Below are 24,251 nucleotides of genomic sequence, written 5' to 3'. Positions count from 1 at the left end.
GATTGACCTTCCGTTTTTGATATGGTACAATGAGGCAAATTGGGCGATGGAGGTATATTTACCGTGGAGCATTTGTCATCATTTCAAGACTTTATCAAAAGTGCAGCGCATGTGCGGCCGTCGGAGCGGCAGAGAGAATGGTTTGATACAGAATTTTATGCGTTTGTTCATTTCAGCCCCAATACATACACAGGCCGGGAATGGGGATTGGGCGACGAAGATCCAGCAATCTTTACTCCTGTAGAATTGGATTGCGACGGTTGGGTGGAGGCGATCAAGTCAGCAGGAATGAAGGGATTGATCATTACAGCCAAACATCACGACGGATTTTGCCTGTGGCCATCGAAATATACGGAGCACAGTATTAAGAATAGCCCTTACAAAAATGGTCAAGGTGATATTGTCCGAGAGGTGGAGCAGGCATGCCGCCGGGGAGGTATCAAATTTGGTTTTTACCTCTCTCCCTGGGATCGAAATTCAAAATATTATGGTACGCCAGAGTACAACACGTACTATAAGAATCAGCTGACAGAGCTATTGACAGAATACGGAGAGATCTTCGAGGTCTGGTTTGACGGAGCGTGCGGCGAGGGACCCAACGGGCGAAAGCAAGAATACGATTTCGAGGGATATATTGAACTCATTCGGAAATATCAGCCCAAGGCCGTTATTTTTAATGGCCCGGACGTCCGCTGGTGTGGAAATGAGGCGGGAAGTGCCCGGAACGCAGAATGGGCAGTGGTTCCGTCGGAGCTCTGCCTCCTGAACCATGAGGTTCAGACGAAGGGGCCGCTTATGGAGGGAACTCTGGAAGGGATTGAACCTCCCGATCTAAATATCGGAGCGCTCTCCAACATTATGTACTCTAAGGGATTGGTCTTCTGCGGCTCGGAGATTGATATGTCCATCCGTCCCGGGTGGTTTTATCACCCGGAGGAGGAACCCCATTCTCTAGACCGGCTGTTTACGACGTATTTGAACTCCGTCGGAGCCAATACCTGCTTTATCTTAAATGTACCGCCCATGCCCAATGGACGGTTCGATCCGCGGGATGTGGAGCGGCTCAAAGAGCTGGGCGATCAGCTGCGAGCCTCTTTCTCGCATGATTGGATGCTGGAGGAGGGGGTGTCGCAGACGAACACCTCTCTGAGCGATACACAGTGCCAGGTGGAAATCAAGCTGCCAGAAGCGAAACAGATTGGATACGTGGTTCTCATGGAGAATATCGAAAATGGTCAGCGAGTTGAGAATTTCCAGATTCGCTACCGCGATGCGGATGGTGTGTGGCAGAAAGCATACGACGGCACTTGCATCGGGCACAAAAAAATCTGCCCCGTCAATTTCACTGCGTCAGAGATACGAATTCATGTGACAGCAGCCCGCGATGCGGTGGAGTGGAGACAGATTGCACTGTATTAGGGTGTACGTTGGTTAGGAGTATAATTAAACCCATGTTTTTTCCGCTATGAGCAGGAGAAGGCATGGGTTACGTTTTTTTAATTCATCCCATCGATTGTCAGAATCACCCCCATTTTACTCATCACCCCCGATGGTATAAAATCCGTTGCCGTAACCATAGACCTGCGACGCCTCCGCCACGGTGACAAAGGCTTGTGGATCGGTATCTTTGACAATTTGGCGCAGAGGGGCGACCTGCCGTTTACTGATGACGCAGTATAACATAGATTTCGTTTGTCCTGTATAGGCGCCCCGGGCTTCCAGTACCGTAACGCCGCGGTGGATTTTTGCTAGGATAGCGGCTGCCATATCCGTGTCTTTTTTGGTAATGATAAAGACTGCGCGTTTGTAGCGCATTCCCTCGATCACATACGAGGTCACATTGCTGGAGATAAACATAGCCGCCAGGGTTAAGACCGCCTGATCTAAGCCGAAAATGGAGATGGAAAAAAATACGATTACAATATTGACTACCAGACCGGCAGCCGCCATGTTGAAAGAAAAGTATTTGTGCAGAATCTTTGAAATAATGTCACTTCCGCCAAAAGAAGCCCCGGCGCGAAATGCCACGCCTATGCCCAGACCGTTGAGAAGGCCTCCCAGCGCAACGGTTGTCAGCCTGCTGTCATAGGCGAGCCGCAGATCCTTTGTCAACTCCACCATGATGGAAAAGACAGCGGTACCGATAAGGGAGTAGACAAAGAAGTCTCGGCTGACCAGCTTCCAGCTCAGCAGAAACAACGGAATGTTGATCAGAAAAACCATGAGGGCTGTAGACCACCCAAACTGGTAGTGGAGCAAAAGAGCCACGCCTGTGGCGCCTCCGCTTAAAAGCTGTCCCGGTATATAAAAGATATTTAATGAGAGCGCACATAGAAAACTGCCGGTCAGAATGGCGAGTAGGATATAGAGCGTCGATTTAACCTTTTGCGCGGTCAAGGGCATAGGAAAACCTCCTTAAGGAAATGGGCATAACCTATTGCTAGTGTACCCATTTCCTAGGGTCTTTAAAAATCTGTGCCAGACAAAATTATTTTGAATTCTCTCTTTGCTAACAAGCCCAGTTGTGATACAATAAAAAGAACAGTATGTTGGAAGCAAACAAAGGAGACATGCATATGGACATTCAACAAATGAAGACCATCACGGATAAAATCATGGACAATATGGAGCGCGTCATCGTAGGGAAAAGAAGGGTGATGGAATTCGTGCTGACAGCCTTGTTGGCTGGGGGGCATGTACTTCTGGAGGACGTTCCCGGAACGGGAAAAACGATGCTGGCCAGGACCTTGGCAAAGTCGCTGGATACGGATTTTAAGCGCATCCAGTTTACACCGGATTTATTGCCTTCAGACTTGATTGGAATCAACTATTATAATCAAAAAGAGGGAGATTTCGTGTTCCGGGAGGGCGCGCTCTTTACCAATATTCTTCTGGCGGATGAGATCAATCGCGCGACGCCCAGAACACAGTCGAGCCTTCTGGAGAGCATGGAAGAGAAACAGATTACGGTGGACGGGCAGACATACCGGTTGGAGAGTCCATTCTTTGTCATTGCGACGCAGAATCCAGTGGAAACCCAGGGGACGTTTCCCCTTCCGGAGGCGCAGCTGGACCGCTTTCTTGTGGAGCTATCCATGGGGTATACGGAGAAGGGTGAGACTATGCGGATTATGAAGCGTTTCATAGCAGGGCAGCCCATCGAAGAGATTGAATCCGTCTGTTCCCAGGGGCAGCTTCTCGAGATGCAGGAGGCTGTGAAGGCAGTGTACATCCACGATGATCTTGTGGCATATTCTGTGGATATCGTGGATAAGACCCGCAACCGGGAGGAAGTCGCCCTGGGCGTCAGCCCGCGGGGAAACATAGCTCTGTTGAGGGCCGCTCAAGCGTTAGCCGCCATCCGAGGCCGCGCGTATGTCACGCCGGATGAGATCAAGGATTTGGCGATCCCCGTGTTGGGCCACCGCATCATCCTCCGCAGCAGCATGCGCAGCCGGTCCAGTCAGATCAGCGGCATGATACGGGATATATTGGACTCAACGGATGTACCGATGGAGAACTGGAAGTTGGCATAAAGCAAAGGGAGAGGGTCACAATGCCCATTGTACTGATTTTGTCTGTGGCGGGGCTGCTGTATTGGCTTCAAAATTGGATTTATCACAGATACTGGAATAAAAACCTATCGGTCAGCGTAAAATTTACCGATCAGTTTATGTTTGAGGGGGCGGCCACAGCTCTCACGGAAACCATTACAAACCGTAAAATTCTGCCTTTGCCATGGATCTATGTGAAATTTCAGATATCCCGCAACGGGAAGGTTGAGCATTACCGCAGTGACCTATTTAACATTCTGTTTTACCAGCGCATCACCCGGGAGATCCCATTTACATTTGATAAGCGGGGAATCTACACGATCAAGGGCATTGATCTGTTGAGCCACAATCTCTTTATCACCAGTAAAATGGTACAGGTCATCCACATGGGCGATCTGTTGGTCGTCTACCCCAAGCTCATGGATCCACAAGAGTATTTGATTCCCTACGAGAAAATGATGGGAGAGATAGCGACGAAGCGCTTTCTGATGGAGGACCCCTACATGTTTAAGGGAATACGGGAATACCAGTCCAGTGACAACTTTAAAAGCATCAACTTTAAGGCGTCCGCCAAGGCGGGGAAGCTGCTGGTTAACACCCATGATTCCACGATCACACAGACCATTCAGATTCTCTTGAACATGGAAAAAAATAATGATCATTATAATGAGGTCCTGTATGAACAGGGGATTCGAATGGCAGCCTCGCTGGCTTCCCGATATGAGGAAGATGGCGTGCCCGTCAGTCTCTACTGCAATGGTCAAAATGTGATTACCCACAAGGAGATTACGGTGGCCGCTGGAAGCGGAGCAAATCACATTCATACTATACTGGAGAGCTTAGCCAGTCTGGAAGTCTCCCTGCCGCCTCTGTCTCCCATGAGCCCCTGCCTGGAAAAGGTTACGGCTATGAGGGATATGGATACCTATACCGTTCTGATTTCGCCATATTATGGGAAGGAGTTACAGGAGGCCTATAAGAGATTGCGGTCCTACACCGCTTCCTGTATGTGGATACTGCCGGTATCCTACAAGGATATGGCGGATGAGGAATTTCCACCTCTAAGGCTTCGGGGGGAAACGGAGGATGTGTATTTATGGGAGGTGTGAGATGAAGAGAGCGACCTATCTTGTAACCGAATTGCTAAAAATCTTTCTTCTGTTCAGCATTCCCGGTTCCATCATATGTTTCGCCAGCGCGGCGGTGGAGCATGACTTGGCGGCGGCGTTGCCCCTTCTGCCGCTGTGGCTGATTCCGCTGCTTTTGGTCTTCGTGCGGCAGTATGTCAAGAATTTCTTTCTGTTTGCCCTCTGCCACTTGGTGTGGATTGGATATCTATTCCTTCCCCTTGCGCTCATCCCAAAGCTTTTGGCCGGCGCGTACTTGATTCTCACCGTGGCGTACTCCTATGTGCGAAAGTATACTGGACGGGGGGAGGACCTGTCCATGGGGGCCCTGTTCCTGGGCTGTGGAAGCCTCATCTTTCTCTATTTTTTAGCGGGTTTTCTGGATATACAAGCGATCCGTCCATATCTGGTCGGGCTGGCTGTGGCCCAGATTTTGATCTTTTTCGTCTCCTTACATATCCTCAACGTGAATGAAACACTTTACAATGTGGGAGACATGATGAGCCAGCCAGCGGAAAAGCTTCGACGGTTTAATGGAAAGATCGCCGCGATGTATCTAGTCATTGTCGCTGCGATTATGCTGCTGGCAATTGTCTTGCGGCTGGATGTAGTATTCACCTGGATCGGAAGGGGAGCGCTGGCGCTGCTGCGGCTCCTGGTATCGCTGCTGGACCGGGGGGAGGAGACGGGAGAAATCTCGGAAGAATTCAAGCTGGAGGTCGATAGCCCTCAGAGCGATGCGGCTCCGCCCGCCGGTGGGGAGCCCTTTATTCTATGGATCATCCTGGAAAAGATTTTGATCATCGCCTTCTGTGTGGGGGTTATCGTCGGGATCGCATATCTGCTGTACCGATTCTATAAAGCATTCAACAAAAATTCAGTCCAGGAGCTGGCAACGGAGGAGTTTACGGAATCCAGCGCCTTTGTTGAAAAGGAAAAGCGGAGCCCTAGACCAAAAGGAAGGCTAAGGGATGCGCTCCAGATGACACCCGAAAAAAAGATACGCCGCCTGTATTTTCATAAGATTTCGCGGTTTATGAAAAAAGGAGATCGAATCAAGCCGGCCAATACTCCTGTTGAGATTGAGCGGGCTCTCAGGGATCAGGAGAATTTGCAGGCGTTAACCCGCGTATATCAAAAGGCTCGATATTCAGACGAGCCAATTACAAAAGAGGAGATTGGGGAAGTGAAGACATAGCTAGATAGGAGCCAGCGAAGAGCGGCGGACAGGAGGCAGTTATGAAGAGATGGGTGGGCCCAGTGGCGATTTTTTTTAGTGTGGTATGTCTACTGATCCTATGTCTGTATGATATGCAGAAGTCTTCCTCACCGGGCGAAGCCAGTCAGAAGCATGAAGAGGCTGGCTGGAGTCTTGCAAAACAAGCTGTCTCCCATCAAGAGGTCAATGGAACCAATCTTGAGCCTGCGGATTCAAAGGCAGCATCTGTGCCTTCTCCGGATGGAAGCAAAAGTGACTGTGTCTTTGGAATCACGCAGGTGATTCTGAGGACAGAGCCTGGCGCAGATCAGGCGCAGGTGGGAGTTTTGGAAAAAAATGAAAAGGCAGACCGCCTGTCCCAGGAAGCAGGGCAGTGGGATAAAATACGGCTGGAGGACGGCACAGAGGGTTTTGTACCCAATGCTCTGTTGACCACATGGCTGCCGGTGGATGGACAGATGGATATTGTTCACATTGTGGATGAGCAGGAACCGGCGCCGCCAGCGGTGGATTCGGAATATTTTGCGATTCTTGCGCCCGCCCGGGCAACAGTTGACCAGGCAAGGGCTTGGGCTGAAAGTAAAGGCGCAACGGAGACTTTTCTTGGGCTGGCAGAAGTATACTGGTCCATTTCGCCCTCTGTGGGTGTGGACCCGGCAGTGGCATATGCACAGTCCGCAAAAGAGACTAACTTTGGCAAGTTTACCGGTGTGTTGGACGAGACGTACAAGAATCCCTGTGGCATGAAGAGAACGGAAACCGGAAAACCGGAGGACAGCGATGATTTTATCGCAGAGGCGCATAAACGCTTTGATAGCTGGGAAGACGGCATTTCAGCCCATGTGGATCATTTGGCGCTCTACGCAGGAGCAGCGGGATATCCAAAAGAGGGAACGCTGGACCCGCGACACTTTGAAAGTTTATTTGGCAGGTGCCCCACGGTGGAATCTCTGGGGGGAAACTGGGCTCCGTCGGAGGACTATGGCGTGAGCCTGCGGGGCTATGTGGAAGCAATGATGGGATTTTAACAATGAAAACGATGAGAAAGGAGCTTTTCAATGGACAAAAATAAGGAGATTGCCCAAAGAATGCGGGGAATTCGAGAGATCAAGGAGATGACGGCTAGCCAGGTCGCAGAGAAAATAGGGATTCCCCTCGGGGAATATGAAGAATATGAGGCAGGGGAGAAGGAGCTGCACGTCAGCGTTATGTATGACTTTTGTGCTTTAATGGATATCGATCTGACGGAGCTGATTACAGGGAAGTCCCCGAAATTAAGCCAGTATACCATCGTGCGCAAAGGCCATGGCGTAGGGACGGACCGAAACAAAGCGTATGAATATCATAATCTCGCGTATAATTTTACAGGCCGCAAGTTGGAGCCATTCATGGTTGTGGTGGAGCCTAATGAGGAGGATGAGATCCCTCTCAGCGTACACCAGGGCCATGAGTACCATTATTGCGTGGAAGGCCGTTTTATTATGAAGATTGGGGATCATGAGATGGTTGTGGAAGAGGGAGACTCTGTCTATTTTCAGTCCCGCTATCCCCACGGAATGAAGGCGTTGGACGGAAAACCTGTCAAAATACTTGTTATCATTGTGTAAGAGATTTTATATAGGGAGGATCAACAAAAGAAATGCGTTTTATTGAACAGTACTGCAAAACAGAGTTTACATCGGATGAGGATTTTCGCCAGAATTTTAAGACCACGCTTCCGGAGCGTTTTAATTTCGCTTTCGACGTCATGGATGTTTTGGCTGAAAAAACGCCGGACAAGCGAGCGCTCGTTTGGTGCAATGATAAAGGAGAGGAGAAGATTTTTACATATAAGGATATGTCCCTCCTGTCCTCAAAGGCGGCAAATGCCTTCGCTTCCCTTGGAATTGGAAAGGGCGATACGGTCATGATGATTCTCAAGCGCCGCTATCATTTTTGGTACTGCCTGTTAGGATTGCACAAGTTAGGGGCGACAGCCATTCCCGCCACCAATCTTCTGACCGGTAAGGATATTGCCTACCGGATTGAAGCGGCAGATGTGAAGATGCTGCTCTGTACGGGTGGACCGGATGATGAGCAGGTGATCACCCATGTAAACGAAGGCATTGAAAAATCAGGGCGATCTGTTATCAAGGCCAGCGTGTACGGCGCGGACGAAGGGTATGTGGATTTTGACAGCTTGGTGGAGTCGGCGTCTGATGTCTATTCCCGGGAGAAATTTGACGCGGAATACGATCCTAACACCTATAGTTTGATTTATTTTACCTCCGGCACGACAGGTATGCCGAAGATGGTGGCTCACGACTACCGATATCCTTTGGGCCATATCTCTACGGCGGGGTTTTGGCAGCATCTAAATCCCAACGACCTGCACTTTACCTTGGCGGAAACCGGCTGGGCCAAGTGTGTCTGGGGCAAGTTCTATGGACAATGGCTCTGTGAGGCGGCGATCTTTGTCTATGACTATGAGCACCGATTCCCCCCTATCGACATTGCCAGGATGATCGAAAAGTATAAGATAACCACATTCTGCGCCCCGCCGACGGTATACCGGTTTATTATCCAGGAGGACTTATCTGGCATCGATTTGTCGTCCCTCCGCGCCTCCTATGTGGCGGGCGAACCCCTGAATCCGGAAGTGTATAAGAAGTGGTTGGATCTGACAGGATTGAAGCTTCGAGAAGGATTCGGCCAGACGGAGGGCCCTGTCATGATTTTCAATAATCCCTGGATGGAGCCAAAACCAGGCTCTATGGGGAAGCCGACCCCCGGATTTGGAATCGTTCTGCTGGATGACAATGGCCATCCGTGTGAAATCGGCGAAGAAGGCGAAATCTGTATTGATATCAGCAATGGGAAGCCGGTGGGAATTTTTTCCGGCTACCATAAAGATCCGGAGCTGACCCATAAGGTTATGCATGATGGGTACTATCACACCGGCGATCAGGCGTGGATCGACGAGGACGGATATTTTTGGTTCATCGGGCGCGGAGACGATGTGATCAAATCTTCTGGATATCGGATTGGGCCTTTTGAGGTGGAAAGCGCCCTGCTGGAACATCCCGCCGTGGTGGAAACCGCAATTACGGCGGTGCCGGACCCGATCCGAGGCCAAATCGTCAAGGCGACAGTCGTGCTGGCAAAGGGATATGAGGGCAGCGATGCGCTGGTCAAGGAATTACAGGATTATGTTAAGCGCGTCACAGCTCCATATAAATATCCCCGCATCATTGAATTTGTGGACGAGCTGCCCAAAACCATCAGCGGAAAAATTAGGCGTGTGCAAATTCGGGAGAAAGATCAGTAGAACAGCGCAGGAGGATTTCGCATGAAAAATCTGGAACAGTATACAGGCCATCCGTTGCAGGTGAGAGGTGTAGAGGAATATCGCCTGTGTTCAGGAAAAGGCGATGGGATGCATCTATTGCAGGTGCGGAATGGAAGCGGACTGGAATTTACTGTATCGCCGGACCGCTGCGCGGATCTGGTCCGCGTCAGCCTGCACGGTGTTAATTTTAGCTTTATGGGCCCATGCGGGTATGTTGCCCCTCAGTATTATGACAGTAAGGGGGAAGGATTTCTCAAGTCTTTTACCGCTGGCTTTCTCACTACCTGCGGCCTTACGGCGGTTGGGGATCCCTGCACGGATGCGGGGAAGGAGCTGCCCTTGCACGGCAGTATTGGAAACACGCCGGCGGAGCAGTATTATCACTGTGTGGAGAGCCGGGAGGGGCAGGAAGAGATTCTCATAGGCGCCACCATCCGGCAAGCAGAGATTTTTGGCGAGCGCCTGGAGATGAAGAGGGAATGGCGGTGTCCAATAGGCGAAAATACCCTATATCTGACGGATATCATCCGCAATTATGGGGACAGGGTGACGCCTCATATGATCCTATATCATATGAACATGGGGTATCCGATTTTGAGCGAGGAGGCGTCCCTCTATATTCCTTCCGAGACGGTGGCGCCACGGGATGCCAGGGCGGCTGAGGGACTCAATGCGTGGAATGTGATTTTGCCTCCACAGCCCCAGTTTAAGGAACAGTGCTATTACCATACGTTCCGCAGAGATGAGGAGGCCTACGCGGCGATCTTTAATCCGGCGGTGCAGAAGGGCGTCAAAATCGTGTTTCACCCGGAGGAATTGGATTGCTTTACCCAGTGGAAGATGATGGGGTGGGGTGACTACGTTATGGGCTTGGAGCCTGGCAACTGCTATGTCGAAGGGCGCGACGTCATGCGGGAAAAAGGGATATTGAAGGAACTGGCACCCGGCGAGGAAGCGACCTATCATCTGGAATTTCATTTTCTTGAGGATGACACAAGTCTGTCGAAGTGAGGAGTTACGGAGATGAAAGATAAGAATGGCAATGTCCAGCCGCCGTATCTCGGCGCGGCATATTATCCGGAGGACTGGCCGGAAGAGGAGATGGACTACGATATCTCCATGATGAAGAAAGCCGGAATTACCGTTGCCCGAATTGGAGAGTTCGCATGGCATAAGATGGAGCCGGAGCCGGGGACTTACGACTTCGCATGGCTTCATAAAATCGTCGATACGCTAGGGGAGGCGGGGATTGCCGTTGTCATGGGGACCCCCACGGCTACGCCGCCGCGCTGGCTGATCAAGCTGTATCCGGACGTCGTTACGCAGAATGCAGATGGCGTCAAGACGAATCACGGTGGACGGCGGCATTGCTGCTCCAACAATCCTGAGTATCGGAAATACAGTGCTGCGATTGTGGAGCAGATGGCAAAAGAATTTGGTGACGATCCCACTATCATTGGATGGCAGATTGACAATGAGATCTATGCATCGGGAGATGGTTGCTTTTGTCCCCACTGTCAGAAGGCCTTTCACGAAAAGCTAGAACAGAAATACGGGACCATCGACCACCTTAACCGGAGCTGGAACCTGAATCTATTCAGCCAGTGGTACGATGCCTTCGAGGAGATCCCCGCCCCCTGCCATGCATGGCATAACCCGCATTTGATGCTGGAATGGCGGATCAAACAGAATGAAAGCCATGTGGATTTTGTGCGGATGCAGGCTGAGATCTTGCACGCGTATGTGCATGTTCCCGTTGGGACGGATACAATGCCCTTCAATGGAATGGACTACCGCGATATGACAGAGGCATTGGATATCGTACAGTTTAATCATTACAATGTTCCCGACAATCTCTATTGCAGTGCACTGTGGTTCGACTATCTGCGCACGCTGAAAGAACATCCCTTTTGGAACACGGAGACAGCCACGTGCTGGAATGGGTCCACGGCCATCGGACAGTCCATCAAGCCGGAGGGTTACAATCGGGTCAATTCGTGGATGCCCATAGCACTGGGCGGGGAAGCGAATATGTACTGGATATGGCGGACACACTGGGCGGGCCATGAACTAGTACATGGCTCGGTTCTGGATTCTACCGGGCGGCCTATGCATATTTTTGGCGAGGTCCAGGATGTAGCGGATTCCTACGCCAAGACGGCGGATTTCATCCGCGAGACCCGGGTTGCGACAGAGGTTGCCTTTCATTTCACATCGCTGAATTGGAATATGTTTTCGACACAATCGGTGGTCTCGGACCTGAGTTACATGGATACCCTGAATCAAAGTTTCTATAAGCCGGTGATTGACAGCGGCTTGCGGCCGGACGTCATCGATGCGGCACAGGATCTTTCCGCCTATAAGGTCCTCTTTTCCCCTTTGATGATGACCCTTGAGGAAAAGGGACTGGAAACGCGAATTCGCCAGTGGGTACAGGACGGCGGCGTATGGGTCGTCGGCCCCCTGTCGGACATCCGCAATTCCTATGGCGCCAGGTATACCCACGAGTATTTTGGCTTTCTTGAGAAGTTAACGGGAGCAAGATGGATGTACGGCATCCCAGACCGGGAGGGGCGCGTTGCGGTCCAGTGGAATGACGGGGACGCCTTCCATGGAGATAAATGGTACGATGTATTCGATGAGAGCCCGGAGAATACCCTTGCAGTCTATACGGAGGGGCATAGTGCTTTCATTGGTAAATCCGCCATTATCAGCCGTACAGTTGGAAAGGGCCGTGTCATCATAGTGGGGACAATTCCATCCTACGATGATATGAAGAGGATTGTCGCCATGAGCTGTGATTTGGCTGGCGTAGAGCATGGCAGAAGCGAGGGCTCCGTGATGGTGTCCCCGAGAAGGGGTAGCCGCAATGGCCTGATCCTTATCGAATATGCAAACGCTCCCGGAGCGTACGAGCTTTCTCGGGAGATGAAAAATTTGCTCACCGGGGCGACCTGTAGCGGGCGGCTTGAGCTGGCGCCGTATGAGATTGCCGTTTTGGAGGAGTTGCCGTGATAATTGTCCCACATAGAGCAAAGGGCTGCGCGCCGCCGGTTTAGACCCGGCGGAGGCGACAGCCCTTGCTTTTTTACCATATGGAAAGGGGCTGTCGGGAAAAGGATCGTCCTGCCCCTACATATATTGGAAGACTGCCCGCCGGCGTGATCGTTTCGCCGCTGGGGACGGAGAATATGCCACCGTGTGCCCGCTGGTCGCTGCCGTTGTTCATCTCGCCGGCGTGCATTTTCATAGCGAATCCCCGCCGTCATGGTCGTTTCGCTGCTGGGGGCGTAGAATATGTCTCCGTGTGCCCGCTGGTCGCTGCCGTTGTTCATCTCGCCGGCGTGCATTTTTTATTCTGTTTCCCCGGCGTCATGGTCGTTTCGACTGTGCCGGCGGGGAATATGTCTCCGTGTGCCCGCTGGCCCTTGCTGTTGCTCGCCTCACCGGCGTGCATATTTCATTCCATTTCCCCGCCGGTCATGGTCGTTTCGACTGTGCCGGCGTAGAATATGTCTCCGTGTGCCCGCTGGTCGCTGCCGTTTTCATCTTGCCGGCGTGCATTTTCATAGCGAATCCCCGCCGTCATGCTCGTCTCGCCGCTTGGGGCGTAGAATATGCCACCGTGTGCCCGCTGGTCGCTGCCGTTCTTCATCTTGCCGGCGTGCATATTTCATCACGAATCCCCGCGATCATGATCGTTTCGCCGTTGGGGACGTAGAATATGTCTCCGTGTGCCCGCTGGTCGCTGCCGTTTTTCGCCTCACCGGCGTGCATATTTCATCGCGAATCCCCGCCGGCGTGCTCGTTTAGCCGCTTGGGGCTTAGAATATGCCACCGTGTGCCCGCTGGTCGCTGCCGTTGCTCGCCTCACCGGCGTGCATTTTTCATCGCGAATCCCCGTCGGCGTGATCATCTCGCCGCTTGGGGCTTAGAATATGCCACCGTGTGCCCGCTGGTCGCTGCTGTTCTTCATCTCACCGGCGTGCATTTTCATAGCGAATCCCCGCCGTCATGCTCGTCTCGCCGCTTGGGGCGTAGAATATGCCACCGTGTGCCCGCTGGTCGCTGCCGTTGCTCGCCTCACCGGCGTGCATATTTCATCGCGAATCCCCGTCGGCGTGATCATCTCGCCGACGGGGGCGTAGAATATGCCACCGTGTGCCCGCTGGCCCTTGCTGTTCTTCGCCTCACCGGCGTGCATATTTCATCGCGAATCCCCGCCGGCATGATCGTTTCGCCGTTGGGGACGTAGAATATGTCTCCGTGTGCCCGCTGGTCGCTGCCGTTCTTCGCCTCGCCGGCGTGCATTTTTTATCGCGAATCCCCGCCGGCGTGATCGTTTCGCCGCTTGAGGCGTAGAATATGCCACCGTGTGCCCGCTGGCCCTTGCCGTTGCTCGCCTCACCGGCGTGCATCTTTCATCGCGAATCCCCGCCGGCGTGCTCGTCTCGCTGCTTGGGGCGTAGAATATGTCTCCGTGTGCCCGCTAGTCGCTGCCGTTCTTCATCTCGCCGGCGTGCATCTTTCATCGCGAATCCCCGTCGGCGTGCTCGTCTCGCCGCTTGGGGCGTAGAATATGCCACCGTGTGCCCGCTGGCCCTTGCTGTTCTTCATCTCACCGGCGTGCATTTCTCACCGCGAATCCCCGCTGGCGTGCTCGTTTAGCCGCTTGGGGCGGAGAATATGTCTCCGTGTGCCCGCTGGCCCTTGCTGTTCTTCATCTCACCGGCGTGCATTTTTCATTCCATTTCCCCGCCGACATGGTCGTTTCGCCGCTTGGGGAGTAGAATATGCCACCGTGTGCCCGCTGGCCCTTGCCGTTGCTCGCCTCGCCGGCGTGCATTTTTCATCGCGATTCCCCGCCGGCGTGCTCGTCTCGCTGCTTGGGGCGTAGAATATGTCTCCGCGTGCCCGCTGGTCGCTGCCGTTCTTCATCTTGCCGGCGTGCATTTTCATAGCGAATCCCCGCCGGCGTGCTCGTCTCGCCGTTGGAGACGTAGAATATGTCTCCGTGTGCCCGCTGGTCGCTGCCGTTGCTCGCCTCACCGGCGTGCATTTTTTATCGCGATTCCCCGCGGTCATGGTCGTTTCGACTGTGCCGGCGGGGAATATGTCTCCGTGTGCCCGCCGGCCGCTGCCGTTGCTCACCTCACCGGCGTGCAAAAACGAGGCTGTCGGGAAATCGATAGCTCTACACAGAGGCAGGTGTGATTCATTCTGACATTTACCCATTAAAAATGAAAATAGATGGCCAACGATGACCATCTTGTCTCCGTTCCATGTTATAATGGAACTATTCTCAAACTAGATTATGGTTTCTTATGCAAATATGCGGGGAGTCAGGGCGCTTGACCATATTGTGGACCTGTGCCAAAGGGAGCTTGCCTTTATTTGGCTGACCTAAAGGCAGAAGCTCCAGAGGATTTTAAAGGGAAAAAACTGATGGGCGAAAGTCCTGGATGTATTGAATTATCTGTGTATGCGCCGCCTACAAAAGGATGGACTCATCACACTCAACCTCATGATAGACCATCGGTTTCGACATCATGAAATCCAAAACTAGGAGCTCTTTTCAAAATCCAAACAAGGGGATTTTGCGCCCTGAAACAGATACTTCTAAAAGAAGGAGACAGTCCGATATAGGATTGGGCCATCCTCTGTTCTAGACTTGTGTACATATACAATCTCCTCAGATAAGTATGTCTCGCTGTATCATTCCAAATCATCCTATGCACCAATTACAGCGCTGGTCCCACAGCCCGTCAATAATAATTATGAAAATCTATTGACAAATATAAAAATGAGTGATATGATCTATACATGTTAGCGATAACAAAAAAGAAAGAACAGAAAAGATTTGTCTATTTAATCCAGTAGATTCAAGAAAGAGGGATCCAAGATGGCAACCATTGATGATGTGGCAAGATTAGCAGGCGTCTCCACCATGACCGTATCCCGTGTTGTGAATGGCTCCAGCGCAGTGTCAGACAAGACGAGGCAAAAGGTGTTGGAGGCGACGGAGACGCTGGGCTACCAACCAAATTTGCTGGCGCGAAGTTTGGTTACCAATCAAACTCATACCATCGGTGTTCTTTTAACCCATATCGAGAACCCACTCTATAGCATTTTTTTATCGGCAATCATCCAGGAAGCGGAGAAGCATGGCTATGACATCATCATGTCGGCTGCCACCGATCTGGACAGCACGCTGAAAAGTATCAATACGCTGTACAATAAATGTGTGGACGGCATGATTATTCTGTCCGTGGAGTTTCGAGACAGCAAAGATGACAATACGACGATCTTTCATACAGTTGAGCAGATGCAGGCCTTCGATCATGAATTTGAAAAGATTGCGGCAAAACAAAAGCCCATTCCCGTCATTACGCTAGGGGACCACCATATGGACTATGTCAGCGGACTTGTCAATATAGATTACCGGCTGGGCGGCCAGATGGCTGTTGAATACTTGCATACATATAATCATGAAGAGATTGGATATATCTCCCATGTGGTTACGGATACAGGAATATGGGGTGAGCGGTATCAGGGATTTTTAGATGGAATGAGGGCTTGTGGGAAGACAGTGAGGGAAGAATGGATTGTGAAGTGTGTGGATACGGTGGAAGGCGGTTTTCATGCTATGAAAGAGTTCATCCATTCTGCGGGAAAGCTTCCGAGTGCCATTAGCTGTGCCAACGATATGATCGCCGTTGGCGCTATCAATGCCGCTATCACGGAGGGACTGCGAGTTCCGGAGGATATATCAATCATAGGTCACGACGGCAGCTATGTGGGGGAAATTACCGAGCCGGGATTGACCACCGTTTCCATACGGCCCTATGCAGTAGGCAGAGCCTGTTTCAGCGTTCTCCACGACTGCCTGACGGATACGGGGACAGCGAGAAAGGCAGTCATAACGCCAGAAGTTTTAAAACGAGGATCCGTGAAAGCGCGATGATACATGCAGGAAAGGATTTAATTTTGTCTAAAATGTTAGCGATAACATTTTGCGCGACAGGAAAAGGTGGATGGGAGCGATGCTATGATTTGGAGAGCAAAATGGATTTATCACCCTGAGGTGGATCTCCATAAGAAGGCGGCTCTTATGTTTCGAAAGCGCGTACAGATGGACCAGCCGCCTAAGATCGCTAGAATCTTCGTGTCAGCAGACAGTCGGTACAAACTCTACGTCAATGGCAGCTATGTGGGCAATGGCCCGTTAAAAGGAGACCCCTATCGCCAATTTTATGAAACGTTTGATATCAGCCAATATCTCATACCAGGAGAAAATGTCATAGCGGCATATGTTCTGCGGTTTCCTCCCGACGATCGAAAAGCCGTTACCTTTGAGACAGGCCCTGTGTCTCTGGTGAACAACAGCCGAGGGGGATTTTTTCTCCAAGGGGAATCGGAAGCCGGCTTTGATACAGATGAAAGCTGGAAAACAAGCCTGGATCCAGCCTATACTTTTGTGCACTCCATCAAGAGCCGATATGCAGGCGATATGGAGGAGGTAGATGGCAGAAAGAGTTTGACGGGCTGGGAGCAGCGGGATTTCAAGGATAACCGTTGGCAAAGGGCAATTTGTGTTGGCGCCGGAGACGGGGTAACTCCCTACGGTGTCGTGAGCGGCTGGCAGCTGACCAAAAGGCCTTTGCCTCAGCTCTATGAAAAATCCATCACTCCCATTGCCTGGAGATCCCCTGGAGGTCAAATGGATTTTACCCCACTGTCAGAGGGCAGAGGCGTGGCGATTGCACCTCATACAGACTGTCAGGTTATATTGGATATGGGAGAGCTGGTGACAAGCTATGTGCAGCTCCAGATGGAGGGAGGACGCCATAGCCGGGTCCAGCTGTTGTACAGTGAATGCTATGGGTATAAAGACCCTACGACTGGAGAGATCCGGAAAGGAGATCGAACGGATTTCCTCCATGGGGATTTGTACGGGGAGACCGATGTATACTGGAAAGGAGATGGAGGCCAGTGGTATGAGCCATTTTTCTTTCGCACCTTCCGCTATCTGAGAATTGCCATTTATACACAGGACCAGCCGCTTTTTCTAAAACAGGTCTTGTTTCGCATGACAGGGTATCCTCTGGCGATCGAGACGAGATTCCAGGCCACTCAGCCGCAGATCCAGGCGATGTGGGACGTCAGCGTTCGAACGCTGGAGCGGTGTATGCATGAGACCTATGAGGATTGCCCGTATTATGAGCAAATGCAGTATTTGATGGATACACTCATTGAATCCGAAATCGCCGGCTGCCTATCCCGAGATGACCGCCTGACAAGAAGAGCGCTGTTGGATTTCCATTCGTCTCAGCGGCCGGACGGGATGGTGACCTGCAACTATCCGGCTTCCTTTGTCCAGATTATACCGGCATTTTCCATCTACTATATTGATCTTCTGTGGCGCCATTATGACCGCTATGGAGATAAGGGCGTCCTGGAACACTATCTGCCGACGGTCTTGGGCATCTTACAATACTTCCGTGAGCGTCTATGTGAGAGGACGGGATTGGTTCAACACCCAGGATACTGGGAATTCATCGACTGGGTTGACGGTTGGACGGAGAACCGCGGGAGTCCGACAGGCGAGGGCGAACCCTATTGTTTCATTTATAGCCAACTTTACGCCTATGGGCTTCTGACGGCTGCCCACATCTGTGAGGCATTGGAGTTCCCGGATCTGGCATCACACTTGAAAAACCGTCATCGCCAGCTTGTGCGGGCGATCAACCGGCAGGCTGTGGATCCGGTTACGGGTCTGTACAGGACAAAACCTGGCGACACGCAATTCAGCCAGCATGGGCAGCTCTGGGCAGTTTTGTCCGAGTGTGTGGAAGGGGAGCGGGCAAAGGATATCATGCTGGCATGTATCCGCAATCCTAAACTCTTATCCTGCTCCTACTCCATGACCTACTATCTATTTCGCGCGTTTGAAAAGGCGGGTGTCTATCCCTATTCAGGCCCTATATGGCAAAGCTGGAGGGATCTTCTGGCCTATCATGTGACAACCTGGCCAGAGGATCCGGTGACGCAGCGAAGCGAATGCCATGGCTGGAGCGGTTTGCCTGTCATTGAGTTTATCCGGTGCTCATTCGGCGTCCGCCCAGGTGCGCCAGGGTTTAAGTCCATTTTGATCGCGCCCTGCGAATTTGATCTCGGTGATATGGAAGCTACGATTTGCACCGTGCAGGGTCCCATATATGCCCGTCGCAGAATTGTACTGGAGGGAATGTTGCGCAGAGCGGAGTTCTGGTATGAGTTTCCCCGCAAGATGCCGGTCCATGTTACACTGCCAGAGCAAGACTATGATACTGTCACAGAGGAATTGCATCTACGCTTTGACTTTCCAATGTCAGAGAGATTATGAGGAGGTATCCGTGTGAAAACAGCTGTTTCGCCTCAAGCCATATCTGTGGGAAATGGAGCAAAACGGAAGCTACGCGTCAGGCTCAAGCTCCACTATCAGCTTTTTATTATGCTACTGGTGCCGCTAGCTTTTATCCTGGTGTTTGCCTACGCACCTATGGTGGGAGCCGTCATCGCCTTTAAAAATTACAACTTCAATCTGGGAATCTGGGACAGTGAGTGGGTCGGGCTCCAAAATTTTATCCGGTTTGTCCGATATCCTCGATTCTGGAATCTTATTCAAAACACACTGGTGATCAGCGTGTACTCCCTAGTCGCCGGATTCCCTATGCCAATTATTCTGGCGCTGTCGCTGAACTGTGTTCGGAATCGGTACTTTAAAAAATCGGTGCAGATGTTGACATACCTCCCCTACTTTATATCCACAGTGGTGCTGTGTGGAATGCTGTTTCAGTTCTTCAACCCGCGAATTGGCTTTTTAGGGCAGCTCATCAGCAGGAGCAGGGGACAATTGACGGACATCTTTCTGAATGCAAAATCCTTTCCCCATATTATGGTTTGGTCGGGCATATGGCAGGGGATGGGCTTTTCCTCCATTCTGTATATATCCATCCTCGCCTCCGTGTCGCCGGAACTCCACGAAGCCGCGATCATCGATGGTGCAAGCCGGTTTCAGAGGATTCTGCACATTGACTTTCCAGCGTTGCTTCCGACGGCGACGATTATGCTCATCATGTCCATGGGCGGAATCCTCAACACAGGCTTTGAGAAGATTCTGCTTCTTCAGAATAACGGAAACACCATTTATTCCGAGGTCATTGATACCTATGTCTATAAAGTCGGAATGACGGCTACGATTCCAGATCAAGGGTATGCGACGGCCATCGGACTGTTTAAATCTGTCATTGGATTTATTTTGCTCCTTGTGGTGAACGGCATTGCGGCGAGGGTGTCCGAAAATAGCCTTTGGTAGGAGGGGAGAACTATGAGAACCGGCAATCCAATCAAGAGACGGAAGCAGCGCGATATTGCGAAGGATCGAGTGCTATACGCCTTTAACTATTTATTTTTGCTCCTCATTTTTATCATCGTTGGGTATCCTCTGCTGATCGTTGTCAGCAATTCGCTGAGCTCTCCGGAGGCGGTCACGGGAGGGAAGGTTTGGCTCCTGCCTGTGGACTTCTCTCTGGAGGGATATCAGGCGGTCTTTCAGGATAAATCCATTGTCAGCGGATTCCGCAATTCCTTCTTTTATATGATTGTTGGAACGGCCATCAATATGGTGGTCACAACGCTGTGCGCGTATCCGCTGTCCATCAAAACCCTGCCTGGCCGGCGCTGGTTTATGTTACTCTTCTCGTTTACCATGTTCTTTTCGGGCGGCATGATCCCAACATATCTGTTGATCTATAAGCTGGGAATGATTAATACTGTCTGGTCCATGATCTTGCCGGGTGCCATCAGCGTTTGGAATATGATTTTAATGCGCACGTATTTTATGAACAGTGTTCCGGGGGATATCCGGGAGGCAGCGATCATCGATGGTTGCAGTGATTTCCGATACTTGGTTAAGATTCTCATCCCCTTATCTGTCCCCATCATGGCTGTGCTGGTGCTGTACTATGCCGTCGGCCACTGGAACAGCTACTTTAACGCCCTGCTGTATCTGCGGGATACGGATCTGTACCCCTTACAGATGGTGCTCCGCAACATTCTGATTATGAATAATGCGAGTATGGATATGCTGGCGTCTGATCCGGAAGCCATGTCCCTGCGCATTAAGATGATCGATTTGGTCAAGTACTCGGTGATCGTGGTGGCGAGTCTTCCGCTTGTCATCCTGTATCCCTTTATTCAGAAGTATTTTGTCCAGGGGATCATGGTCGGGTCGTTAAAGGGGTAGGAGAGAGAATGATTCCCTATTAACAGGGTTTCAATACGGGGTGTCAGTTGACACTACCACACATTAAAAGGAGGCTCACAATATGAAAAAGTTCTTGTGTGTTATGTTGGCGGCAATTTTGGCAGCATCGGTTCTGTCTGCCTGCTCCAAGGCGGGAAACGACAGCAACAATACGAGCTCTGGTTCTGGCACAAGCACAGACAGCACCAGCGCATCTGGAGAGGATGTCAACACAAACTTGACAGAGGCAGGTACCTTTCCCATTGTAAAAGAACGGGTAGAAATCTCGGTTTTCACCCATCCCACGCCGGAGAAGAAAGTCGATTCCTACAAATCTGAAGATAATAAATTTACGGCCTGGTATGAAGAATACACCAATGTAAAACTAGATTTCATTATGGCCCCCTCCGCGGCGGATATCACCACATCCCTAAGTACCCTCATGTCCTCCGGGGAGATGCCGGACATTCTGCTCTCCAATAACTTTACGCCAGAGCAGCAACAGCTGTATGGGGAGCAAGGGACGATCCTGGAAATCACAGAATTAGTGGAAAAGAACGCGCCTCGTATCAAGAAATGGTGGGATGAAAACCCCGAGATCAAGGATGCCGTAACGTTTTCTGGAGACAGGACCTATGCGATCAATTATGAGTCCACCAATCCAAGGGATATGGTCTGGAATAAAATGTTTGTGTATAAGCCCTGGTTGGACACACTGAATCTGCCAATTCCTGAGACGACGGAGGAGTTTTATCAGACGCTGTTGGCGTTTAAAAACGACGACCCCAATGGAAATGGACAGAAGGATGAGATCCCGCTTATAGGAAATATCTCCTGGGTGGCATGGAAACCCCTGGTGTATCTGATGGATGCCTTTGAGTATAATGAGGATGGAACCAATCTGTTTGTCAATGCCAGTGGTAACGTGTATCCCGCTTATACGCAGGACGGCTATAAAGAAGGCTTAAAATGGATCAACAAATTGTACAGCGAAGGTCTCATCGCGCCGGAAACCTTTACCATGAGCGACATGTCCACCTATCGCACTGTGGCGGGACAAGAGCCCAACATTGTTGGATTTATGCCGTCCCACGCGGCCTATACAGCGGCTGAGATGTACGCGGATGACTTTGTCATGATTCCCCCGTTGAAAGGGCCTGACGGAAAGCAATATGCCACCAAAATCAACACGATCAGCAACGGCGGCGTCCTGATATCGGGAAAAACAGAGTACCCGGAAGTCTGCATACGAATTATCGATGGACTCTTTGAGGAGGAAGTCGCCATCCGTGCCTGTGTCGGAGAAGAAAATAAAGATTGGACGCTGGCGGAAGCCGGTGCGGTCACGGCGGACGGACAACCGGCTAAATACCATCAGGTCAATTCTGGCAGCGCCTATGATCCGGATAAAATCTCTCCCAACGCCGTATGGCCTATGGCAATATACCTGCGCGGTGATTCTGTAAAAAATAGCTGGTTTGAGGAATTATTTGACCATGACCCAGATGCCGCTCACTACAATTTGGATTTAAATACGTGGACGGAGGATTTATATTTGCCCTATCTCCCGGACAGCAAAATGCTCCTTCCCGTGAACCTTGTTATCTCGTCGGATCTGTCGGCAGAATTGTCAGATCTGTCGACGCTGATCACAGAGACGACCAATAGCTGGTCTATGCGCTTCATCCTGGGAGAAGCAAATATCGATGACAATTGGGAGGCGTATCTGGCAGAGCTTGAGAGCGTTGGACTGGCACGCTTCTTGGAAATTTATCAACAAGCCTATGATCAGATGAAATAATGGAGAGCTCTCTGAGACTGCTGCGCACCAGTATGCAGCAGTCTTCTTTTTTTCAAGAGGGCAAGCGTTTGGAGCGGACGAGGCAGGACACTGTCCCGCCAGGGCGGAGGTGATCAAAATAGCCGGCCTGCTGGTGCTAGGACTCCTGCTGGCCGGTAGTCAAGTTAAAGAGAAGAGGACGAATGAGATGATCGGGACAAACAAAGAAATCGCTGTTTTGCGGGATACAGAGTTTGCAATGGGGTTTACCGTGCTGGCGCCGGGATATCCAGTGCGGTCTGTCGGGGTGCTGAGGCCAGCGGAGGCACAAGGGGCGCCTACGCTTCCAGAGTGGCGCATAGCCCAGTGGGCCTGCCGCTACAATATTGCCGAGGGAAAAGCGCGGTATGAGGACAATGGCTACAGGTATGAGACAGAGTCTCAGCGGGTGGAAGTATCAAGATACGGAGGCGAGACGGTCCTAGAGCTAGAGTTGCGCGCATCAAAAGAATACACTTCACCGCGGCAGGAAGGGGAGGATTGGCCCCACCTTCTTATTGAGCAGACAGGGCTGCAATCCCGATGTCCTGCGCTGGATCAGCTGGAATCCTTGCGGTTCACGCTGGAGGCACGGATACCATACTGTGTCTCCTATATGGAGGCGCCAGAGGCGGCACTCCATACGGGACAGACCTCCATGTTTTTTACCGTCGCCAATGTGCGCACCCAGGATATGTATTGGTTTGGAATTCCGATTTTTGACGCTCGGTATGAACAAATACGGGAATATATGGCGGAGGACGGCGGCAAAGCGGATGCATCACATAAGTTCATCTATATTGTGGATCAAGCGGAATTGACCGATGCCGGCCTTCCTTCAGGCGGCTGGATGAAGCTGGATATTGACATTTTGCCATTCCTTCAAAGGGGATTGACCGCGGCCGTTGACCGGGGCTTTCTCCACAGCGATGCGATATCCATGTACACCATAACGTCCACAAACCTGGGATGGGAAATGCCGGGCACCTATGATGCCATTTTGGAAATCAAGAATCTGTCATTGACAGCAATCTTGAAGTAAGGGAAACCTTTCCCCGCTTCGGCGCTACTGCCTAAGCTTGCGGTACTGCTTTGCGGAAACGCCGGCATACTGCTTGAACACACGGTGAAAATAATTGTAATCAGGGAATCCGACTTGCTGAGAAATAGACGATACCGGATCGGTCCCGTATTGAAGCAGATCTTTTGCTTTCTCAAGCCGCCGCATTTTTATGTAGGCGGCGATGCCATCCTTCATATAGGGTTTTGTCATATCGTATAGGGTGGTTCGGCTGATGTGAAACTGATCGCAGAGGAAGGAAATCGTCAGCGGTTCATGGAGATGGCTATCGATATAGCGCAGAATCTCATGAATCTCATGTTTTTCCTTCAAGGATACCATCTGCTGTAACAAAATATAGTCGGTACAGGCATTTAAAATCTCACCGGCGGCGACAATCTGCTCTGGCGTGACGTGAGTGATGTGGGAAGCTTTCTCCGCCAAAAGGTCAGGGGGAAGAGAATACCCCGTGCAGGACTCTAGAATCCGGGCCAACAGCTCCTCATAAGACGAGAGAATGGTGATCTGCCCAAACATAATGTATCCGATGATCATATTGGCGGCGTCGCGCAAAGGAGCCACCGCCTCCGTCAAGCCGGCGTGACAGCGATCTACAATCAATCCCCCCTGTCGCCGGCTTTTTTGACAGAGATGGATGGAACTCTGCTGACAGTGGGCACATGTCGCCGGATTTTCATGCATGAGGGCGCAGAAGGGGCTGTGGCGCGGAGGATACGCCAAAAGTTCCTGATACTGGGCATCAATGATGACAATTTTGATGTGAGTCAGGGTATAGAAGGCTTTCATCAATTTTTCCAGTTTCTTTGTGTCGAGCAGGAGTGGCATATATATCCAAC

At 51.2% G+C, this 24,251-nt stretch carries 27 protein-coding genes; 15 read left to right on the top strand and 12 right to left on the bottom strand.

Translation table 11 applies throughout. The annotated features are described in order from the left end of the window. Positions 1-63: 63 nt before the first annotated feature. Positions 64-1,419 carry an alpha-L-fucosidase gene (locus H8730_RS11940; protein WP_249289868.1) on the top strand — a complete coding sequence of 452 codons (1,356 nt, stop codon included), beginning with the start codon at positions 64-66 and terminating at the stop codon, positions 1,417-1,419. A 114-nt stretch (positions 1,420-1,533) separates the two neighbouring features. Here the strand turns inward: H8730_RS11940 and H8730_RS11935 are convergent, their stop codons facing one another. Then, positions 1,534-2,403: a YitT family protein gene (locus tag H8730_RS11935; protein ID WP_177717222.1), complete on the bottom strand. Its 870-nt coding sequence runs from the start codon at positions 2,401-2,403 to the stop codon at positions 1,534-1,536. A 173-nt stretch (positions 2,404-2,576) separates the two neighbouring features. On the opposite strand from H8730_RS11935, the gene H8730_RS11930 reads away from it, so the two are divergent. Genes H8730_RS11930 through H8730_RS11895 form a run of 8 tightly spaced genes read left to right on the top strand, consistent with a single transcriptional unit; the run spans position 2,577 to position 12,243 of the window. Continuing rightward, complete coding sequence (locus H8730_RS11930) at positions 2,577-3,536, top strand: AAA family ATPase (RefSeq protein WP_177717219.1); 960 nt, start codon at positions 2,577-2,579, stop codon at positions 3,534-3,536. Positions 3,537-3,556: 20 nt separating this feature from the next. Next, positions 3,557-4,663 carry a DUF58 domain-containing protein gene (locus H8730_RS11925; RefSeq protein WP_177717215.1) on the top strand — a complete coding sequence of 369 codons (1,107 nt, stop codon included), beginning with the start codon at positions 3,557-3,559 and terminating at the stop codon, positions 4,661-4,663. A 1-nt stretch (position 4,664) separates the two neighbouring features. After that, positions 4,665-5,879: a DUF4129 domain-containing protein gene (locus H8730_RS11920; protein WP_177717212.1), complete on the top strand. Its 1,215-nt coding sequence runs from the start codon at positions 4,665-4,667 to the stop codon at positions 5,877-5,879. A gap of 41 nt (positions 5,880-5,920) precedes the next feature. Further along, positions 5,921-6,928, top strand: a complete 1,008-nt coding sequence (locus tag H8730_RS11915) for a glucosaminidase domain-containing protein (RefSeq protein ID WP_249289867.1) — start codon at positions 5,921-5,923, stop codon at positions 6,926-6,928. Positions 6,929-6,958: 30 nt separating this feature from the next. Next, the gene (locus H8730_RS11910; RefSeq protein ID WP_177717209.1) at positions 6,959-7,507 is read left to right on the top strand and encodes a cupin domain-containing protein; all 549 of its coding nucleotides are present in this window, start codon (positions 6,959-6,961) and stop codon (positions 7,505-7,507) included. Positions 7,508-7,539: 32 nt separating this feature from the next. Continuing rightward, a complete protein-coding gene (locus tag H8730_RS11905; RefSeq protein ID WP_177717206.1) occupies positions 7,540-9,207 on the top strand; it encodes an AMP-binding protein in 1,668 nt (555 codons plus the stop codon). A gap of 21 nt (positions 9,208-9,228) precedes the next feature. After that, positions 9,229-10,239, top strand: coding sequence for an aldose 1-epimerase family protein (locus H8730_RS11900; protein ID WP_249289866.1), 1,011 nt, complete (start codon positions 9,229-9,231; stop codon positions 10,237-10,239). Between the two features lie 12 nt (positions 10,240-10,251). After that, the gene (locus H8730_RS11895; RefSeq protein WP_177717204.1) at positions 10,252-12,243 is read left to right on the top strand and encodes a beta-galactosidase; all 1,992 of its coding nucleotides are present in this window, start codon (positions 10,252-10,254) and stop codon (positions 12,241-12,243) included. A gap of 73 nt (positions 12,244-12,316) precedes the next feature. Here the strand turns inward: H8730_RS11895 and H8730_RS11890 are convergent, their stop codons facing one another. From H8730_RS11890 to H8730_RS11865, 10 genes are all read right to left on the bottom strand, one after another. Further along, positions 12,317-12,472, bottom strand: a complete 156-nt coding sequence (locus H8730_RS11890; protein WP_249289865.1) for a hypothetical protein — start codon at positions 12,470-12,472, stop codon at positions 12,317-12,319. An 87-nt stretch (positions 12,473-12,559) separates the two neighbouring features. Beyond that, positions 12,560-12,685, bottom strand: coding sequence for a hypothetical protein (locus H8730_RS17695; protein ID WP_283243965.1), 126 nt, complete (start codon positions 12,683-12,685; stop codon positions 12,560-12,562). 3 nt (positions 12,686-12,688) lie between these two features. Further along, positions 12,689-12,898 carry a hypothetical protein gene (locus H8730_RS11885; protein ID WP_177717199.1) on the bottom strand — a complete coding sequence of 70 codons (210 nt, stop codon included), beginning with the start codon at positions 12,896-12,898 and terminating at the stop codon, positions 12,689-12,691. After that, the gene (locus H8730_RS17690; RefSeq protein ID WP_283243964.1) at positions 12,880-13,005 is read right to left on the bottom strand and encodes a hypothetical protein; all 126 of its coding nucleotides are present in this window, start codon (positions 13,003-13,005) and stop codon (positions 12,880-12,882) included. The genes H8730_RS11885 and H8730_RS17690 overlap by 19 nt, the downstream gene beginning before the upstream one ends. Beyond that, positions 12,992-13,144, bottom strand: a complete 153-nt coding sequence (locus H8730_RS11880) for a hypothetical protein (RefSeq protein WP_249289864.1) — start codon at positions 13,142-13,144, stop codon at positions 12,992-12,994. Before H8730_RS11880 ends, H8730_RS17690 begins: the two co-directional genes overlap by 14 nt. Before the next feature lie 96 nt (positions 13,145-13,240). Further along, the gene (locus H8730_RS11875) at positions 13,241-13,432 is read right to left on the bottom strand and encodes a hypothetical protein (RefSeq protein ID WP_249289863.1); all 192 of its coding nucleotides are present in this window, start codon (positions 13,430-13,432) and stop codon (positions 13,241-13,243) included. After that, positions 13,419-13,646, bottom strand: coding sequence for a hypothetical protein (locus H8730_RS11870; RefSeq protein ID WP_249289862.1), 228 nt, complete (start codon positions 13,644-13,646; stop codon positions 13,419-13,421). Before H8730_RS11870 ends, H8730_RS11875 begins: the two co-directional genes overlap by 14 nt. A gap of 88 nt (positions 13,647-13,734) precedes the next feature. Then, positions 13,735-13,860: a hypothetical protein gene (locus H8730_RS17685; RefSeq protein ID WP_283243963.1), complete on the bottom strand. Its 126-nt coding sequence runs from the start codon at positions 13,858-13,860 to the stop codon at positions 13,735-13,737. Positions 13,861-13,948: 88 nt separating this feature from the next. Further along, positions 13,949-14,074, bottom strand: coding sequence for a hypothetical protein (locus H8730_RS17680; RefSeq protein ID WP_283243962.1), 126 nt, complete (start codon positions 14,072-14,074; stop codon positions 13,949-13,951). Between the two features lie 3 nt (positions 14,075-14,077). Beyond that, positions 14,078-14,287: a hypothetical protein gene (locus H8730_RS11865; RefSeq protein ID WP_249289861.1), complete on the bottom strand. Its 210-nt coding sequence runs from the start codon at positions 14,285-14,287 to the stop codon at positions 14,078-14,080. A gap of 843 nt (positions 14,288-15,130) precedes the next feature. Between H8730_RS11865 and H8730_RS11860 the strand changes: the two genes are divergently transcribed. The 6 genes from H8730_RS11860 (at position 15,131) to H8730_RS11835 (ending at position 23,376) form a co-directional block, all read left to right on the top strand. Next, entirely contained in the window at positions 15,131-16,192 is a 1,062-nt protein-coding gene (locus tag H8730_RS11860) for a LacI family DNA-binding transcriptional regulator (protein WP_177719794.1), read from the top strand. A gap of 84 nt (positions 16,193-16,276) precedes the next feature. Continuing rightward, on the top strand, positions 16,277-18,613 hold the full coding sequence (locus H8730_RS11855; protein ID WP_177719795.1) for an alpha-L-rhamnosidase-related protein: 2,337 nt from the start codon (positions 16,277-16,279) through the stop codon (positions 18,611-18,613). A gap of 12 nt (positions 18,614-18,625) precedes the next feature. Further along, complete coding sequence (locus H8730_RS11850; RefSeq protein ID WP_249289860.1) at positions 18,626-19,585, top strand: ABC transporter permease; 960 nt, start codon at positions 18,626-18,628, stop codon at positions 19,583-19,585. A 12-nt stretch (positions 19,586-19,597) separates the two neighbouring features. Beyond that, positions 19,598-20,515 carry a carbohydrate ABC transporter permease gene (locus H8730_RS11845; protein ID WP_177719796.1) on the top strand — a complete coding sequence of 306 codons (918 nt, stop codon included), beginning with the start codon at positions 19,598-19,600 and terminating at the stop codon, positions 20,513-20,515. Between the two features lie 82 nt (positions 20,516-20,597). Next, a complete protein-coding gene (locus H8730_RS11840) occupies positions 20,598-22,316 on the top strand; it encodes a type 2 periplasmic-binding domain-containing protein (RefSeq protein WP_177719797.1) in 1,719 nt (572 codons plus the stop codon). Between the two features lie 109 nt (positions 22,317-22,425). After that, on the top strand, positions 22,426-23,376 hold the full coding sequence (locus H8730_RS11835) for a hypothetical protein (protein WP_177719798.1): 951 nt from the start codon (positions 22,426-22,428) through the stop codon (positions 23,374-23,376). Between the two features lie 24 nt (positions 23,377-23,400). Here H8730_RS11835 and H8730_RS11830 read toward each other — a convergent pair whose 3' ends face one another. Next, positions 23,401-24,240: a PocR ligand-binding domain-containing protein gene (locus tag H8730_RS11830; protein WP_283243961.1), complete on the bottom strand. Its 840-nt coding sequence runs from the start codon at positions 24,238-24,240 to the stop codon at positions 23,401-23,403. Positions 24,241-24,251: the final 11 nt, after the last annotated feature.

It is taken from the genome of Bianquea renquensis (assembly GCF_014384895.1).
GTDB lineage: Bacteria > Bacillota > Clostridia > Lachnospirales > Bianqueaceae > Bianquea > Bianquea renquensis.
The sequence above is the reverse complement of the archived record's forward strand: the minus strand, read 5'-3'. Positions and strand labels throughout refer to the sequence as shown.

Coding starts and splice junctions, on each gene's coding strand:
- H8730_RS11935 (WP_177717222.1), bottom strand. CDS start 2,403: ATGCCCTTGACCGCGCAAAAGGTTAAATCGACGCTCTATATCCTACTC.
- H8730_RS11930 (WP_177717219.1), top strand. CDS start 2,577: ATGGACATTCAACAAATGAAGACCATCACGGATAAAATCATGGACAAT.
- H8730_RS11925 (WP_177717215.1), top strand. CDS start 3,557: ATGCCCATTGTACTGATTTTGTCTGTGGCGGGGCTGCTGTATTGGCTT.
- H8730_RS11920 (WP_177717212.1), top strand. CDS start 4,665: ATGAAGAGAGCGACCTATCTTGTAACCGAATTGCTAAAAATCTTTCTT.
- H8730_RS11915 (WP_249289867.1), top strand. CDS start 5,921: ATGAAGAGATGGGTGGGCCCAGTGGCGATTTTTTTTAGTGTGGTATGT.
- H8730_RS11910 (WP_177717209.1), top strand. CDS start 6,959: ATGGACAAAAATAAGGAGATTGCCCAAAGAATGCGGGGAATTCGAGAG.
- H8730_RS11905 (WP_177717206.1), top strand. CDS start 7,540: ATGCGTTTTATTGAACAGTACTGCAAAACAGAGTTTACATCGGATGAG.
- H8730_RS11900 (WP_249289866.1), top strand. CDS start 9,229: ATGAAAAATCTGGAACAGTATACAGGCCATCCGTTGCAGGTGAGAGGT.
- H8730_RS11895 (WP_177717204.1), top strand. CDS start 10,252: ATGAAAGATAAGAATGGCAATGTCCAGCCGCCGTATCTCGGCGCGGCA.
- H8730_RS11890 (WP_249289865.1), bottom strand. CDS start 12,472: ATGCACGCCGGCGAGATGAACAACGGCAGCGACCAGCGGGCACACGGT.
- H8730_RS17695 (WP_283243965.1), bottom strand. CDS start 12,685: ATGCACGCCGGTGAGGCGAGCAACAGCAAGGGCCAGCGGGCACACGGA.
- H8730_RS11885 (WP_177717199.1), bottom strand. CDS start 12,898: ATGCACGCCGGCAAGATGAAGAACGGCAGCGACCAGCGGGCACACGGT.
- H8730_RS17690 (WP_283243964.1), bottom strand. CDS start 13,005: ATGCACGCCGGTGAGGCGAAAAACGGCAGCGACCAGCGGGCACACGGA.
- H8730_RS11880 (WP_249289864.1), bottom strand. CDS start 13,144: ATGATCACGCCGACGGGGATTCGCGATGAAAAATGCACGCCGGTGAGG.
- H8730_RS11875 (WP_249289863.1), bottom strand. CDS start 13,432: ATGCACGCCGGTGAGGCGAAGAACAGCAAGGGCCAGCGGGCACACGGT.
- H8730_RS11870 (WP_249289862.1), bottom strand. CDS start 13,646: ATGCACGCCGGTGAGGCGAGCAACGGCAAGGGCCAGCGGGCACACGGT.
- H8730_RS17685 (WP_283243963.1), bottom strand. CDS start 13,860: ATGCACGCCGGTGAGATGAAGAACAGCAAGGGCCAGCGGGCACACGGT.
- H8730_RS17680 (WP_283243962.1), bottom strand. CDS start 14,074: ATGCACGCCGGCGAGGCGAGCAACGGCAAGGGCCAGCGGGCACACGGT.
- H8730_RS11865 (WP_249289861.1), bottom strand. CDS start 14,287: ATGCACGCCGGTGAGGCGAGCAACGGCAGCGACCAGCGGGCACACGGA.
- H8730_RS11860 (WP_177719794.1), top strand. CDS start 15,131: ATGGCAACCATTGATGATGTGGCAAGATTAGCAGGCGTCTCCACCATG.
- H8730_RS11855 (WP_177719795.1), top strand. CDS start 16,277: ATGATTTGGAGAGCAAAATGGATTTATCACCCTGAGGTGGATCTCCAT.
- H8730_RS11845 (WP_177719796.1), top strand. CDS start 19,598: ATGAGAACCGGCAATCCAATCAAGAGACGGAAGCAGCGCGATATTGCG.
- H8730_RS11840 (WP_177719797.1), top strand. CDS start 20,598: ATGAAAAAGTTCTTGTGTGTTATGTTGGCGGCAATTTTGGCAGCATCG.
- H8730_RS11830 (WP_283243961.1), bottom strand. CDS start 24,240: ATGCCACTCCTGCTCGACACAAAGAAACTGGAAAAATTGATGAAAGCC.